12 protein-coding genes are annotated in these 16,566 nt (G+C 41.9%); 7 read left to right on the top strand and 5 right to left on the bottom strand.

Features of this window, described 5'->3' with window-relative positions; translation table 11 throughout:
* Positions 1 to 66: 66 nt before the first annotated feature.
* Complete coding sequence (locus tag ACHB7C_RS05600) at positions 67 to 2,439, top strand: zinc/cadmium/mercury/lead-transporting ATPase (RefSeq protein WP_071548626.1); 2,373 nt, start codon at positions 67 to 69, stop codon at positions 2,437 to 2,439.
* A gap of 210 nt (positions 2,440 to 2,649) precedes the next feature.
* Positions 2,650 to 3,609, top strand: a complete 960-nt coding sequence (locus tag ACHB7C_RS05605) for an Rpn family recombination-promoting nuclease/putative transposase (RefSeq protein WP_048606102.1) — start codon at positions 2,650 to 2,652, stop codon at positions 3,607 to 3,609.
* 59 nt (positions 3,610 to 3,668) lie between these two features.
* Here the strand turns inward: ACHB7C_RS05605 and tusA are convergent, their stop codons facing one another.
* Positions 3,669 to 3,923: a sulfurtransferase TusA gene (gene tusA, locus ACHB7C_RS05610; protein ID WP_042846344.1), complete on the bottom strand. Its 255-nt coding sequence runs from the start codon at positions 3,921 to 3,923 to the stop codon at positions 3,669 to 3,671.
* Between the two features lie 168 nt (positions 3,924 to 4,091).
* Here tusA and ACHB7C_RS05615 point away from each other — a divergent pair, with 168 nt between their 5' ends.
* Positions 4,092 to 4,760, top strand: coding sequence for a 7-cyano-7-deazaguanine/7-aminomethyl-7-deazaguanine transporter (locus tag ACHB7C_RS05615; protein ID WP_048606101.1), 669 nt, complete (start codon positions 4,092 to 4,094; stop codon positions 4,758 to 4,760).
* A gap of 318 nt (positions 4,761 to 5,078) precedes the next feature.
* On the opposite strand, the gene glpC is transcribed toward ACHB7C_RS05615, so the two are convergent.
* From glpC to glpA, 3 genes are read right to left on the bottom strand one after another with little or no spacing between them, the layout of a single operon-like run.
* Positions 5,079 to 6,272 (bottom strand): anaerobic glycerol-3-phosphate dehydrogenase subunit GlpC, encoded by a 1,194-nt coding sequence (gene glpC, locus ACHB7C_RS05620; RefSeq protein WP_048606099.1) that lies wholly within the window; start codon positions 6,270 to 6,272, stop codon positions 5,079 to 5,081.
* Complete coding sequence (gene glpB / locus ACHB7C_RS05625; RefSeq protein WP_129466451.1) at positions 6,269 to 7,564, bottom strand: glycerol-3-phosphate dehydrogenase subunit GlpB; 1,296 nt, start codon at positions 7,562 to 7,564, stop codon at positions 6,269 to 6,271. The genes glpC and glpB overlap by 4 nt, the downstream gene beginning before the upstream one ends.
* On the bottom strand, positions 7,554 to 9,212 hold the full coding sequence (glpA, locus tag ACHB7C_RS05630) for an anaerobic glycerol-3-phosphate dehydrogenase subunit A (protein WP_129466452.1): 1,659 nt from the start codon (positions 9,210 to 9,212) through the stop codon (positions 7,554 to 7,556). Before glpA ends, glpB begins: the two co-directional genes overlap by 11 nt.
* 439 nt (positions 9,213 to 9,651) lie before the next feature.
* On the opposite strand from glpA, the gene glpT reads away from it, so the two are divergent.
* A complete protein-coding gene (gene glpT / locus ACHB7C_RS05635; RefSeq protein WP_166684949.1) occupies positions 9,652 to 11,001 on the top strand; it encodes a glycerol-3-phosphate transporter in 1,350 nt (449 codons plus the stop codon).
* A 104-nt stretch (positions 11,002 to 11,105) separates the two neighbouring features.
* Positions 11,106 to 12,173 (top strand): glycerophosphodiester phosphodiesterase, encoded by a 1,068-nt coding sequence (glpQ, locus tag ACHB7C_RS05640; protein ID WP_042846355.1) that lies wholly within the window; start codon positions 11,106 to 11,108, stop codon positions 12,171 to 12,173.
* 67 nt (positions 12,174 to 12,240) lie between these two features.
* On the opposite strand, the gene epmA is transcribed toward glpQ, so the two are convergent.
* Positions 12,241 to 13,218, bottom strand: coding sequence for an elongation factor P--(R)-beta-lysine ligase (epmA, locus tag ACHB7C_RS05645; protein ID WP_042846358.1), 978 nt, complete (start codon positions 13,216 to 13,218; stop codon positions 12,241 to 12,243).
* Between the two features lie 821 nt (positions 13,219 to 14,039).
* Between epmA and frdA the strand changes: the two genes are divergently transcribed.
* Together frdA and ACHB7C_RS05655 are read left to right on the top strand one after the other, a co-directional pair.
* Positions 14,040 to 15,836, top strand: coding sequence for a fumarate reductase (quinol) flavoprotein subunit (frdA, locus tag ACHB7C_RS05650; RefSeq protein ID WP_129466454.1), 1,797 nt, complete (start codon positions 14,040 to 14,042; stop codon positions 15,834 to 15,836).
* Positions 15,829 to 16,563 carry a succinate dehydrogenase/fumarate reductase iron-sulfur subunit gene (locus tag ACHB7C_RS05655; protein ID WP_004258616.1) on the top strand — a complete coding sequence of 245 codons (735 nt, stop codon included), beginning with the start codon at positions 15,829 to 15,831 and terminating at the stop codon, positions 16,561 to 16,563. Before frdA ends, ACHB7C_RS05655 begins: the two co-directional genes overlap by 8 nt.
* The last annotated feature ends 3 nt before the right edge of the window (positions 16,564 to 16,566 follow it).

Raw genomic sequence — 16,566 nt, forward strand, 5'->3', positions numbered from 1 at the left:
TGGAGTAGACTCCAAAGTGTAAGCTTATCTGCAATGATAGAATATCTTGTTTGATAAGGGGCACTTATGCACACACATACACATAAAGATACCCATGCGCATACGAGCAGTTGCTGCTCAAGCAATAGCAGCTGTTCATCCTCTATTGCGAATAACAGCAAAAAAGTTAGTAATGACTCACATACTCATGAACATAATAATGTGAAGGAATATCCTGACGATGACGAAGAATCTCATCAGCATTCTTCACATCAACACACAAGTCATGACCACCAACACGGCACCAGCTGTGGGCTTAACACACAAACAATTAACGACGTTGAACCAACTCTAGAAGCGAAACAACGCTTTAGTTGGATCATCCGTGGTATGGATTGCCCAAGTTGTGCAAATAAAATTGAAACCGCAGTAAGACAAATTAGTGAAGTTAAACAAGCTAAGGTGTTGTTTGCCACAGAAAAATTAGTTGTTGATGCAAATACTGACATCAGCACGGCAGTACGTTCTACTGTTGAAGCTGCGGGTTATGAATTACTTGAAGTTGGTAATAACAGTGCTGCGTCCCTTGCTCCTCAACAGAGTTTATTGAGTGAAGCTAAACCCGTCATTATCTTAGCCATTTTAATGGCCATTAGTTGGGGAATTGAGTCTTTCAATCCGCAAATTGGTAACATTGCTTTTATTTTAACTACCCTTTTTGGGCTATACCCTATTGCCCGTAAATCGTTACGTTTAATTCGTACAGGCTCCCCCTTTGCTATTGAAACATTAATGACCGTTGCAGCTGTCGGTGCAATATTCATTCAAGCAACTGAAGAAGCCGCGATGGTTATCTTGCTCTTCATGTTAGGTGAAATGCTGGAATCATATTCTGCAGGTAGAGCACGACGCGGTGTTAGCGCATTAATGGCTTTAGTGCCAGAAGATGCGGTCTTAATCAAAGATGGGGAAAAATCCACTATCCCTGTTGCGCAATTACGACCAGGCGACATTATTGAAATAGCCCCAGGTGGTCGTCTACCAACAGATGCTGTTTTGGTTTCGGGTTTTGCTAGCTTCGATGAAAGTGCACTAACAGGGGAGTCCGTTCCGGTTGAACGCAATGTTGGTGAGAAAGTTGCGGCGGGTTGTTTGTCTGTTGATAGAGCTGTTCAAATGGAAGTGGTGTCAGAACAGGGGCAAAATGCTATCGACCGCATTTTACAACTGATCGAGGAAGCAGAAGAACGCCGAGCACCTATAGAACGTTTTATTGACCGCTTTAGTCGTATATACACGCCAATCATTATGTTGATTTCAGCGTTAGTGATTGTCATTCCACCTATTTTCTTTGGTGCATTGTGGGAAACGTGGATATATCGAGGCTTAACATTGCTGTTGATCGGTTGTCCATGTGCTTTAGTCATCTCAACCCCAGCAGCTATAACCTCGGCACTCGCCACTGCAACTCGTCGTGGAGCATTAATTAAAGGTGGTGCAGCACTTGAGCAACTAGGTACTATAACAACAATTGCTTTGGACAAAACAGGTACACTGACAGAAGGTAAGCCTCATGTCACTAACTTAGTGCCAGCAGAAGGCATGACTGAAGGTGAATTAGTGCAAATTACCGCTTCTGTAGAAGTTGGCTCTCACCATCCTCTCGCCAAAGCTGTAGTTAATAAAGCAGAAGAATTATCTTTAACAGTTCTAGAAGCTCAAGAGCGCAAAGCATTAGCAGGGAAAGGGGTTGAAGGTTTCCTTAACAACAAGCATATTCTTGTTAGCGCACCGAATCGCCTTGATATCCCGTTAAATAGTGAGTGGCAAGGTAAAGTTGAAGCCCTAGAGGCCGAAGGGAAAACTGTCGTTGTCACGCTTGAAGATAGCCGTGTCATCGGTTTAACCGCTTTGCAAGATACGCTGCGTAATGATGCAACTGATGCAATGCATATGCTTAAAGCGCTTAATGTGAACGCCGTGATGCTAACCGGTGATAACCCACGCGCTGCTAGTGCAATTGCAAATCAGTTAGGTATGGAATACCGAGCAGGGCTATTGCCAGAAGATAAAGTCACTGCAGTCATGGAGCTTAACCGTAACCATAGTACCATGATGGTCGGCGATGGCATCAATGATGCGCCAGCAATGAAAGCGTCAAGCATTGGGGTGGCTATGGGAAGCGGAACTGATGTGGCTCTTGAAACCGCGGATGCGGCGTTAACCCACAACCGCTTAACCGGATTAGCTGAAATCATTGCGTTATCCCGTGCGACACGAAAAATCATTCGTGAAAACATCGCTATCGCACTTGGGTTAAAAGGTGTTTTCTTAGTAACCAGTTTATTAGGGATCACTGGGCTTTGGGTTGCAGTACTGGCCGACTCAGGTGCAACTGCACTGGTCACTGCAAATGCTGTACGGTTACTTCGAGTAAAATTACCTCAAGTGAAAAAATAGTGTTTCATCAACTAATCAAAGCGCCCTTAGGGGCGTTTTTCTTTTGTAGAAGAAAAAATAACTCTAACCATTACAATATGTTAATTGCCATCTTGACTAAAGATTTAGGACTAACTTCACCCCCATTCCATCCCAAACCCCGCTAGAATATCCCCTGAAAATAAGTCATGGTCATCACATTTTGGGAAGGCTAATTATGGGAAGGTTAATATGGTAAAAAGTCACAGCTCAACACCTCATGACTCTGCATTTAAAGGCTTTATGTCTAAAATTGAGAACGCTCGTGATTTTTTTGATATTCACCTACCAATGCATATTAAACAGTTATGTAATTTTGATACCTTGGCCATCACCAATTCTTCATTTATTGATAAGCAACTTCGCTCTCGGTTATCAGATGTTTTATACACTGTGGAAACACTACAAGGCGAAGGCTATCTTTATATGCTAGTTGAGCATCAATCAACACCTGATAAATTTATGGGATGGAGGATGATGTATTATGCATTTTCAGCAATGAATCAGCACTTACAACAAGGTCATCGTCATTTACCCTTAGTCGTCCCTATCTTGTTCTACCATGGGAAAGTCACTCCCTACCCGTATTCACAGCCATGGACCCATTGCTTTCCTTGGCCTGACATAGCCAATGATTTATATAGCCAACCATTTCCTGTCGTTGATATTACCGTTATTGATGACAATGAACTGGTGAATCACCGCAAGGTTGCCGTGATGGAATTAGCAATGAAGCATAAAGATTTACGAGAAAATGTTGAGAAAGTGACTACACTATTAGCTCAAGCGATGAACAATAATTATCATAACAATGATGACATTATCACAATTTTCAATTACTTATTTCTTACAATGGATTCACCTCATTTTAAAATTGTTGTCAGTCAACTTATCAATCAAATTGAAAATAACCAAGAGGCAATTATGAACATTGCACAACGCTTAAAAAATCAAGGAATGCAAGAAGGAATTGATATTGGTGTAAACCGAGGAATTGATATTGGTGTAAACCGAGGAATTGACATCGGTACAAATAGAAAACAACATGAAGTTGCCCTTAAAGGCTTAGAACTCGGGGCCAGTATTGAACTAATTAGCCAACTTACTGGGTTAAGCTACCAAGAAATATTGGACTTACAGCATACTTCATAAGTTAAATTTCAGTGATATTCTCAATCCCTGCCTTATGGCAGGAATTGGCATACTTAATATTACAACCCGCCCGCCTTTTTACGCAATAAATAACGGTAAGGTGTCGTTTCAGCTTCAACAGCCAATAATTCATGTTCCATAAAGCGGCAGAAACCTGGGATATCGCGGGTTGTTGCAGGGTCGTCAGCAATAATTAACAATGTTTCACCCTCTGCCATATTACGGACTGTTTTACGCACTAACATAACAGGCTCAGGGCAACGTAAGCCAAGTGTGTCAAGGGTTTTGCTCGCATTTGCAAATAAGTCAGACATAAAAACGCTTCTACTCAAAGTAATCAATGAGCCAATTATATAATAAAATTGCTCGCGATGAGTGAACAGTTTTGCTTTTGTTGCGCAACAAGCGTATGATGCGCAATTCCCGATTTAGGGATGTATTTCATGGGTTCCCTCACCCCATTGCGACTAAAAAGGTACAATATGTTTGATTTTACTGTGCGGCAAAAAGCCACCGCCTTAATCTGGCTATCTTTATTTCATGTACTAATTATCACTTCAAGTAATTACCTAGTGCAGTTGCCAATTAATATTTTGGGCTTCCATACCACTTGGGGTGCATTTACTTTTCCATTTATTTTTCTTGCTACAGACCTAACCGTTCGTATTTATGGCGCACCACTTGCCCGTAGAATTATTACTGCTGTAATGTTACCTGCATTACTGATTTCATACGTTATTTCAGCGTTATTTTTCCAAGGTGAATGGCAAGGTTTTGCATCTTTATTTGAATTTAACTTATTCGTTGCGCGTATTGCTGCAGCAAGCTTTATGGCTTATGTCCTTGGGCAAATATTAGATGTTGGTGTATTCAACCGGTTACGGCAAAATGCACGCTGGTATGTAGCGCCTGCTTGTGCCATGTTTTTTGGTAACCTGATTGATACTATTGCATTCTTCTTTATTGCATTTTTCCGCAGTAGCGACCCATTTATGGCCGCAAATTGGGTTGAAATTGCTTTGGTTGATTATGTCTTTAAACTACTTATTTGTATGCTGTTTTTCTTACCTGCTTATGGGGTTCTATTAAACCTAATCTTAAAGTACTTCTTTAATAATGCAGATAAAAAGCAATTAATTCGTCAACATTGAAAATAAAAAAGGAGATAGCTAAATGCTATCTCCAAAAGGGTTAAACTGAGCTAAAACAAAGAATAACACCCCTACAATTCAATAAATTCCGTGAATATTCCGTATAATTTTTAATCATTGAATATTCTCAATATTTCAATTCACAGTTAAATCACCAACGAAGCCAACACCACACAAGCCTCATCCCTCTTAATTCTCCAAATAATTCGTGTTGTGGCTAGGCGGCAAATGAGCGAAACCCTAGGGGCATACACAAGTATATGACTAGGGGTCGCGAATAAAGCTAACAACGCCACAGCGCGAAGTATGACGAGAATTTTATAATGCGCGTGCTAAGAGCGAAATAGGATGCTCACACTTTTTGCTTGTCGACATTTCAATCTGCCATTTACATGTTTCACAGTCAGTGATCACCATATCGACACCACTGTCTTCAATTTGGCGGAACAGGCCTGCCCCAATACCTTGAGAAACTTCATAGTTTTCTTTTTTAAAACCATAAGTCCCAGCAATACCGCAACACTGTGAATCCAGTACAATCAACTCAACACCGGGTACTCGTTTAATCAGCTCTAATGTGTAGGAAGTCCAGCCCATTTTTTCCATATGACAAGGTGTATGATAGGCTACTTTTAATGGGGTATGTTTCAACTTAAGTTCACGCCCCTCTTCCAGTAGGCGATAAATATAGCGTGTTGCCAGCTCAATATTGTCACGCATCTTAGAAGTATCAACATCAAGAACATGGGTATATTCATCGCGAATAGTAAACGTACAGGTGGAGGATGTTGCAACGACTGGAATATGCTTTTCAAGGATAGTTTCTTGCAATGATTCCAAATTCACATTAGCTTGGCGTTTCGCTTGTTTCATAAAGCCATTAGCAATCAATGCGACACCGCAGCATTTTTCACGTTTAAGAAGCTGTACCCCAATGTTCATACCATTAAACACTTTAATCAGGTCTTTACCTAATTGAGGATGGTTGTAATTTACATAGCAACCATGAAAAAATGCCACCTGTTCTTCAAATTTTGCTTGCTCCGCAGCCTGTTTGGAATACCAACGACGGAAAGTCCCAAAAGAGTATTTTGGTAACTCGCGACGATGGTCGATTTTCAATGCCTTATCTAATATTTGGCGTACAGGTTTCAGGCCAGTGATCGTATTCACAACAGGTGCAAATGGCGTTGATAACGACCCCATTAAATCAGTATGGCTGAGGATAGCATCCCGGATTTTCGGTTTTTGCTGGCTATAAGTGTTGCGCGCACGTGCAATAATGTCACCAATTTTAACATCTGAAGGGCAAGCAACCTCACAACGCTTACAGTTAGTACAATATTTCAGCGCTTCATCATAAAGCATTGGGTCTTTTAAGCGTAAACGCTCGCCATCTGGACCTGCTTGTTTTGGCCCTGGGTACAATGGATTAACTTTTGCAACAGGGCAATAAGTAGTACACACCGTGCATTTAATACAGCTTTCAAAGCTCGTATCGAGAATACTCATTGTGCCACCTCCGCCTGCATGGCTTCATTTTTACTTATTTCTCCAATAATTTCATTTGCAGCAAATAATGCGCTAATCATTGAAACCCCAGCGCCACATCCTTGGGTTAGTGGATCAAAACCACCTAATACAGCACCAGCAACATAAAGGTTGTTAATGGTCACGCCCCCTTTTTGAGCACGCAATTTACCATCTGTTTTTACACCAAAGGCCATATATGGCTGAGAGGCAAAAAACTGTTTATTTGTCCATTTGGCACGTTCAGAAATATCACACAAATCTAATTCCATAAGTGGCTCATAAACGCGGTCAAACTCAGCTACCAAGCCATTATTAAAAAAGCTGCCGGTGGCTAAAACAAAGTGTTTTGCTTTTAAAGATATATCGCCGTGATTGCGTGTTTGAATAGATTCAACTCTTCCATTAATACAATTCACTGAAGTTACCTTGTCCCCAGGCATAACAATACCGCCTTGACGACGAAATTGACGTAATAAGCATTCATGCAAGCGAATCCCCAACAAGGATGGTGGCAATGTTGGCAATAAATACAGGGGCTTACCTAACCTTCTTTGTAGCTCTAATACTGGTTCCTCACTATCAAGACCTATGCAAGCGGGCAAAAATACGGCTTCCGCATCAACAACTAAAGGCGAAATCTCCTCAATAATTTGCGTCATATTTTCGGTTCTATCTAACCAACGAGCAACATTGACGGCTCGAAATTCGCTTGGGTTTTCTCTTAAACGATCCAATAGTGGCAAGTGCACATAATGGGCGCTTGCTGATAGCCCTTCACGCTGCAATTCATCAGCTACCATCTGTGGTTGAAAATCCAAAAAACCTTCAATCCCCACAACCGCAATTTTGCCTATATCCATTTTTTGATGTAAAGAAGCTGTAGGAACAACCTCAGGGCTTAACCATGTCATACGCTTATGACCCAATGGTGTGATGCGATAATGATTTTCTTCACAAGAGCCTTTTAAACGAATACCAGTTTGTTGCAGGATAGACTCTGCCATTTGCGCTAATACAGCAACTTGCGCCTCCCCTATCAGACTATAAGGGTGTGTTGGCGCTTGTGCTTTCAGTGCGCTTAACATCGATAAGGGTTTTTCAGCGACTTGTCCATCAGGTAAATGGGTTAATAAATCGAGTGAACCGGAGGAAAAATGTAAGGCATTTTGCCCTGCGCTCACAATGGCGCATGACAAACCTGATTGAGTGAGGCGAATACCACAAAGTAACCCAGCAAGGCCTCCCCCCATAACAACAGCATCATATTTCATTATCCGCCTCCTCCTTCTGAGGTGCTTTAGCCAGCGTTGCCTCATTCATACCGCACAAACCGTGATAAACCCAACTGGTAAACTCGCTTTCACGTAATGCATCACCCCACGCAATTGGACGAATGCCTTTCCAACGTTCATTTAAGAAATGACCTAGCTGTTGCTCAGTTTCATGGGGCGTTGTGACATTAAAGCGATTTAACAGCCCTGCGGCACGACAGGCGCATAATTCTCCTTGGCAAGTTCCCATTCCCACACGAGTACGGCGTCGTAAATCAAGTAGATTATTTACTGTTAGTGAATTAACAGCATAACGAACTTCGCCAGCAGTCACCGCCTCACATTCACAAACTAAACTTTTATCTAACCTATCAGTGCTTAAAATCGCAGAAGCACGATCTCCATGACGATAAACTGCAGAGCCGCGAATAGGAGCTGGAATTGAAACAACATTGCGTAATGCTTCTTCCGCGCTATGTTGTGAGCCTGGAAGCGCCGCTTCAGCAGTCGTACACTTCTCATTATGACCTAACTTTTCACAAACCTTATCGGTAGCCCATTCAGCCATCAACCGATAAGTCATTAATTTACCACCAGTAATAGTGATAAACCCTTCCAAGCCATCACGTTTTGCATGGTCTAACAATACGATCCCTCGGCTTACATTACGCCCTGAAGGGTCATCATCACTAGCAACTAATGGGCGAACGCCTGCATAAGCACGCAAAATGCGCGTTTTCGCCAGTGCGGGGGATAACATAGAGCCTTCGCGGATCAAAATATCCACTTCTTCAGGCGTGACATACATGTTATCAATTTGGTCATATTCAATATGAGTTGAGGTGGTGCCGATCAAGGAAATAGTATCACCAGGCACAAGAATATCGGCGTCCGCAGGCTTGCGGCAACGGTTTATTACCATATTGTTTAATCGATGACCTAAAATCAATAAAGCCCCTTTTGCGGGGAACATTTTAATTTTTAGATCGCCATATTCTGCAATTTTTTGCCCCCAAATTCCCCCCGCATTAACAACAATTTCCGCATAAATATCGTATTGTTTTTTTGCTTGATGGTCATAAACGGTAACACCGCGCACAGTATCCCCGTTACGAATGAGGCCAATAACCTCATGATAAGTTAATACCTTAGCGCCATGCTCTCTAGCATCAAGCATATTCGCTGCGGTTAAACGAAATGGGTCAACAGTTCCATCTGGTACACGAACTGCCCCAATAAGCTGAGGGTTAACTGAAGGTTCAAGACGGATGGCTTGAGCAGGGTCAATTGCTGTTGCATCGATTCCGGCTGCTTGGCAGGCTGCAATAAACTTTTGCTGATAGTCTAAACTATCCTCAGGTAACGTAATGAACAAACCATCTGTACGCTCAATACAATGATGCGCAATGCGTTTCAATATTTTGTTTTCTTCAATACATTCTTTAGCTGATTCACTGTCCGTTACTGCATAACGTGCTCCGCTATGTAGTAAACCGTGGTTACGTCCTGTCGCCCCCGTTGCAATATCATGCCGCTCAAGTAAAACCGTTCTTAGACCTCGGCGAGCGCAGTCACGAGCGACTCCTGCACCTGTTGCGCCACCACCAATTATGATGACATCCGTTTCAGTCACAGATGAGCCATTCATGTCGCATTCCTCACATTAATAAACATTTCTATAATCAGTACAAGTATAGATTCTATTTTTATAATCTATTACTAAATATAGACCAGAAATGCGACCAATGTTTGATAAGGAACAAAAACGAAAGTGATTGGTACATTTTTAGCGTTGAAAACAACAAATACGTGATGTAAATCACAAAATAATTAACAATTATGGTTCCATTCTATTCACAAATGTCATTTACTATGCAACTTCATAAACAAAATCAATAATTGTGCGTTGGATTACAGATAAATTGTTTTCTAACGACTACAATTTAGAGCAATTAAGAAAATAAAAACTCTTAAATTACTCGATTATTTTCGTTTTTGTTACTTCACCAATAATAAACACTCAATGATTTTCTTAAAAAGAGAAGGAATGAGTGAATAAATAATTTAGCATGCCATCGGAGGCGTATATGTTAAGCATTTTTAAACCAGCACCTCACATACAGAGGCTGCCAGCTGACAAGATAGACCCTGTCTATCGTAAGCTTCGCTGGCAGATCTTCATGGGTATTTTCTTTGGTTACGCAGCGTATTATCTAGTCCGAAAGAACTTTGCGTTAGCGATGCCATATCTTGTTGAACAGGGTTTTTCAAAAGGTGACCTTGGTTTCGCATTATCCGGTATTTCAATTGCCTACGGCTTTTCTAAATTTATCATGGGGTCATTCTCTGACCGTGCAAACCCGCGCTATTTCTTACCCGCAGGTCTGATCCTCGCCTCTTTAGTCATGTTAGTTATGGGCTTTGTACCATGGGCGACTTCTAGCATCATGGTCATGTTCGTTCTATTGTTCCTTTGTGGTTGGTTCCAAGGTATGGGTTGGCCTCCATGTGGGCGTACAATGGTTCACTGGTGGTCACAAAAAGAACGCGGTGGTATCGTTTCTGTTTGGAACTGTGCCCACAACGTTGGTGGTGGTATCCCGCCATTGCTATTCATGTTAGGTATGGCATGGTTTAACGACTGGAAAGCTGCTCTGTATATGCCTGCATTGGCTGCTATCCTTGTTGCGATTATCGCATTTGCATTAATGCGCGATACACCACAATCTTGTGGTCTTCCACCTATCGAAGAATACAAAAACGACTATCCAACAGACTACAAAGAGTCTGATGAACATGAGTTAACCGCAAAAGAAATCTTTATGAAGTATGTCTTCCCTAACAAACTGTTATGGATGATTGCGATTGCCAACGTATTTGTTTACTTATTACGTTACGGTGTTTTGGACTGGTCTCCGACTTATCTGCGTGAAGTAAAACACTTCGCTATGGATAAATCTTCATGGGCCTACTTCTTATATGAATACGCAGGTATCCCAGGAACACTTCTGTGTGGTTGGATGTCGGATAAAGTTTTCCGCGGTAACCGTGGTGCAACAGGTGTGTTCTTTATGACCTTAGTAACCATCGCAACTATCGTATTCTGGATGAACCCAGCGGGTAACCCAAATATTGATATGGCCTGTATGTTGGTCATCGGTTTCTTAATTTATGGCCCGGTGATGTTAATTGGTTTGCACGCACTTGAACTGGCTCCGAAAAAAGCGGCAGGTACAGCAGCAGGCTTTACTGGCTTGTTCGGTTACCTCGGGGGTTCAGTTGCGGCAAGTGCTATCGTCGGTTATACCGTTGACTTCTTCGGTTGGGACGGTGGCTTCGCTGTCATGATTGGTGGTTCAGCATTAGCGGTTGTTCTACTGTTTATCGTGATGTTAAGCGAAAGCAAACATAAACGTGAATTAGCAAACTCACAATAAGCATTCATCAAATGTTCATTGTTAATCGCTAGACTCGTGGGCTATATCAAAAAATGATGTAGCCCATTTTTTTTATCCAATTAAAGTGCCAAGGAGATATAATCATGAACTTTCCATTAAAAACATTGGTGGCAAGTATGGTTTTAGTGATGTCAGTGTCTGCCGTAGCTCAAGCTTCAGGTAAAGTCGTCATTGCACATCGTGGTGCAAGTGGTTATTTACCCGAACATACTCTACCCGCTAAAGCAATGGCTTACGCACAAGGTGCAGACTTTCTTGAACAAGATTTAGTCATGACAAAGGATAACGAGCTTGTGGTGTTACACGACCACTATCTTGATCGGGTTACAGATGTTGCCGAACGTTTTCCAGATCGTGCTCGCAAAGATGGCCGTTACTATGCGATAGACTTTACGCTGGATGAAATTAAATCTCTTAAATTCACTGAAGGGTTTGATATTGTTGATGGCAAGAAAGTCCAGAGTTACCCGAATCGTTTCCCAATGGGTAAATCAGACTTTCGTGTTCATACATTTCAAGAAGAAATTGAGTTTGTTCAGGGCTTGAACAAATCCACAGGTAAAAATATTGGTATTTACCCAGAAATTAAAGCACCTTGGTTCCATCAACAAGAAGGGAAAGATATCACTAAAAAAACACTAGAGGTGCTAAAAGCATATGGCTATACCAACAAAGACTCTAATGTTTACCTACAATCGTTTGACCCAAATGATCTAAAACGGATTAAAAACACATTGATGCCTGAAATGGGGATGGATCTTAAGTTAATTCAGTTGATCGCTTACACGGACTGGAATGAAACTCAAGAACAAAAACCAGATGGTACTTGGGTTAACTATAATTACGACTGGATGATGAAACCTGGTGCAATGAAAGAAATTGCCACATACGCTGATGGTATTGGCCCTGATTACCATATGCTAATCGATGAAGAGTCTACCCCAACTAATATCAAAGTGAATGATATGGTAAAAGAAGCCCATGAAAACAAAATGGCAGTTCACCCATTCACCATTCGTGTCGACAAGCTACCTAAATATGCAAAAGATGGGCAGCAGCTTTATGACATCATCTATAACCAAGCAAATGTTGATGGTGCCTTTACCGACTTCCCTGATTTAGGCGTTAAATTTCTAGAACAACAAAAATAACTTTTATTGGTTGTAAAACAATAATGCAGCCATCTGGCTGCATTATTAGAAACGGTTTATTTCGCTGTTACGCAATAGTAACGGGGAACGCGATGACATCGCTAATCTTTTCTGCATTTAATGCCATCATGATTAACCTATCAACCCCAACAGCAACGCCTGAGCAATCAGGTAAGCCGTGCTCAAGCGCTGACAATAAATGCTCATCAATAGGCTGAATAGCTAACCCCATTGCCGCACGCTTACGGTTATCTTGCTCAAAGCGTTGGCGCTGTTCACTGGCATCGGTTAATTCATGAAAGCCATTCGCTAATTCCATCCCTTTGTAATACACCTCAAAACGCTCTGCTACCCGGTGATCTTCTGTGCTAATCACAGCTAACGAAGCTTGAGTCGCCGGAAAATGATAAACCACTGCCGGCCTTTCTTTACCAATATGAGGTTCAACCCCCATAGTAAATAACAACTGCAATAAGGTATCTTTATCTTCTTCGTTATCAGCGATATTGCTTAAATCTAAGCGTGCAGCGACTTCTCGTAACTCACTTTTCTCTGCTGAAAGTGGGTCAATATCCAGATAACGTAAAAATGCTTGCTGATAAGAAAGCAGCTCGGCACTTTCGCATTCTAAAACCTGTTGTAATAAGTCATCAACTTCATTGATTAAACGGTACATATCGAAATGTGGGCGATACCATTCAAGCATGGTAAATTCAGGGTTATGGTGCCTCCCCGCCTCTTCATTTCTAAAGCTTCGACCTAATTGGTAGATAGGCCCACTACCCGCAGCGAGTAAGCGTTTCATATGATATTCAGGGCTTGTCATCAAATATAAATTCAGCCCCTGTGCGGCTCCAGGGCCAACAAAACGCGTTTCAAATGGAACAAGATGAATGTCAGTTACAGTTGCCTGACTCATTGCTGGTGTTTCGACCTCAAGTACACAGCGATCAGTAAAAAAACGCCTGATTTCCGCAATAATTTTTGCGCGCTGTAGCAGGTTAGCGATGGGGGCGGTTGGCTGCCAGTTCGCTATATCACTCATGAAGATGACTCCAAAATAAACTTAGTCGTGCAGTGTACCCACCTCACCTGCAACACACAATGAATTTACACTGATAAAGCATAATTATCTGGGTAAAAAAACATGATTGCTTACGGGCCGTGTTAGACACTAAAGATGAGTAAAGAGATGCTGATTATCACCTGCTTTACACGATTAGGCAAAGTCTTTACTTTTTAGTAGAAATGGTACCGCTTGTACTAGAATGAACAAAAGAATAAAAAGAACACAAAACATGATTATTTCTTATGTTATGTGACACAACTGTTAATAAAAAAACGAAACGATTCGCTTTCTCAACTTATTTTAGAAATTAAACAATAAAATAAAATTTATCTGCAAAATAAATAGTGAAGCCGCTCGCAAATAAATATTCAATATGAATTAAAATATTCAGCGATAATAACAATATTATTCACTTAAAGTTGATAAAACCCGAGTATTCCACTTGGTTTTATATACTATAATAGTATGTAAATTTAATGATAATTATTTGAAATTCCTTTTTATTCACTGTTAACAAACTAAAAAAACATAAAATGTAAAAACAATTTATAAAAAGAAGATCAAGATCACACTTTATTGCTAATTTTGGCTAAAACCCCCCTCTATATCAAATTTATCTTGGGGACTATTCGTTATAATTCACAGCATGATAAGTCATTATTAGCTATTATATTATTTACTATTAAAAAACAGATATTTTGTCGTTTAGCCCAAAGTTAAATGACAAATGACATAGCTAATTATCAAAAGTATTTAAAAGAATTTATCAATTTACACTTGAACAATGGAGAAGCGCAGTGCAAACCTTCAATGCCGATTTAGCGATTATCGGGGCCGGGGGCGCAGGCTTACGTGCAGCAATTGCTGCCGCTGAAGCAAATCCCAATATCAAGATTGCTCTGGTCTCAAAAGTATACCCAATGCGTAGCCACACAGTGGCCGCAGAGGGGGGATCAGCTGCAGTTACTCAGGCTCATGACTCCTATGACTATCATTTTAATGATACTGTTGCTGGTGGGGACTGGCTGTGTGAGCAAGATGTCGTCGATTATTTCGTCGAACATTGCCCTACAGAAATGACCCAACTAGAACTATGGGGTTGCCCGTGGAGCCGTAAACCAGATGGTTCAGTTAACGTCCGCCGCTTTGGTGGGATGAAAATTGAACGTACATGGTTTGCTGCCGATAAAACCGGCTTCCACATGCTCCATACGTTATTCCAGACATCATTAAAATATCCGCAAATTCAACGTTTTGACGAGCATTTTGTTCTAGATATCATTGTCGATGAAGGTCAAGCTCGTGGTCTTGTTGCACTTAACATGATGGAAGGCACCAAAGTTCAAATCCGTGCGAACTCTATCGTTATGGCAACAGGTGGGGCTGGTCGTGTTTATCGTTACAATACCAACGGTGGTATCGTAACAGGCGATGGTATGGGGATGGCATTTCGCCATGGGGTTCCACTACGAGACATGGAATTCGTGCAATATCACCCAACGGGTCTGCCAGGTTCAGGTATCTTAATGACCGAAGGTTGCCGTGGTGAAGGTGGTATCCTTGTTAATAAAGATGGCTACCGTTACTTGCAAGATTATGGAATGGGGCCAGAAACACCGCTCGGCAAGCCTGAAAATAAATATATGGAACTGGGCCCTCGTGACAAAGTTTCTCAAGCCTTCTGGCACGAATGGCGTGCAGGTCGCACCATTAGCACACACCGTGGTGATGTTGTGTATCTGGATCTTCGCCACCTTGGTGCAGAAAAACTGCATGAGCGTTTACCATTTATTTGTGAATTGGCGAAAGCCTACGTGGGTGTTGACCCAGTCACAGACCCTATTCCTGTTCGCCCAACGGCTCACTACACCATGGGTGGTATCGAAACAGATCAAAATACTGAAACCCGCATTAAAGGCCTGTTTGCAGTGGGTGAATGTTCGTCTGTCGGCTTACACGGCGCAAACCGTTTAGGCTCTAACTCACTCGCTGAGCTAGTAGTATTTGGTCGCTTAGCCGGTGAACAAGCTGCCCGCCATGCTGCTGAGGCAACGCCAGCCAATGCAAATGCTATCGAAGCCCGTACTCGTGATATCGAAGCTGACCTCAGCAAACTCATGAACCAAAAAGGGAAAGAGAGCTGGTCGAAAATCCGTGATGAAATGGGAATTTCGATGGAAGAAGGCTGCGGTATCTACCGTACTCCTGAATTAATGCAAAAAACGGTTGATAAGATTGCTGAACTGAAAGAACGCTTCAAAAATGTCGAAATTACCGACCATAGCAGCGTCTTTAATACTGACCTACTGTACACCATTGAATTAGGCTTTGGCCTTGATGTGGCGGAATGTATGGCTCACTCTGCAATCAACCGTAAAGAATCACGTGGTGCACACCAACGTTTAGATGAAGGCTGTACTGAGCGTGATGATGTGAATTTCCTTAAACATACTTTGGCATTCTATAACCCTGAGGGCTCCCCTCGTTTAGAATACAGTGATGTGAAAATCACGAAATCTCAGCCAGCTAAACGTGTTTACGGTGCCGAAGCTGAAGCTCAAGATAAGGCGAAGAAGGAGCAAGCTAATGGATGATATGAAACACCTAAAAATGGAGATCATGCGTTACAATCCGGAAACGGATAGTGAACCCCATTTGGTGACGTATGATGTCCCTTACGATGAGCAAACTTCTTTGTTAGATGCGTTAGGCTATATCAAAGATAACCTTGCTCCAGACCTGTCTTATCGTTGGTCTTGTCGTATGGCTATCTGTGGTTCTTGTGGCATGATGGTAGATAAAGTCCCTAAACTGGCTTGTAAAACCTTCCTGCGTGAATACCCACAAGGTATGAAAGTTGAGCCGTTAGGTAACTTCCCAATCGAGCGTGACCTTGTTGTTGATATGACTCACTTTATTGAGCGTTTAGAAGCAATCAAACCCTATATTATTGGGAATGATCGCAAACCATCTGAAGGCCCAAATAAACAAACGCCTGCACAGATGGCTAAATACCATCAGTTCTCAGGTTGTATCAACTGTGGTCTGTGCTATGCAGCTTGCCCACAATTTGGACTGAACCCAGAGTTCATCGGACCAGCCGCGATCACATTGGCAGAGCGCTACAATTTAGATAACCGAGACCATGGTGCGAAAGAGCGCATGACCTTGTTAAATGGTGACAACGGTGTCTGGAGCTGTACGTTTGTAGGCTACTGCTCTGAAGTCTGTCCTAAGCATGTCGACCCTGCAGGCGCTATCCAGCAAGGTAAAGTTGCCAGTGCGCAAGACTTTGTTATCGCCATGCTGAAGCCACGATAAGGA

Source organism: Providencia sp. 2024EL-00732 (assembly GCF_044006275.1).
GTDB lineage: Bacteria > Pseudomonadota > Gammaproteobacteria > Enterobacterales > Enterobacteriaceae > Providencia > Providencia huashanensis.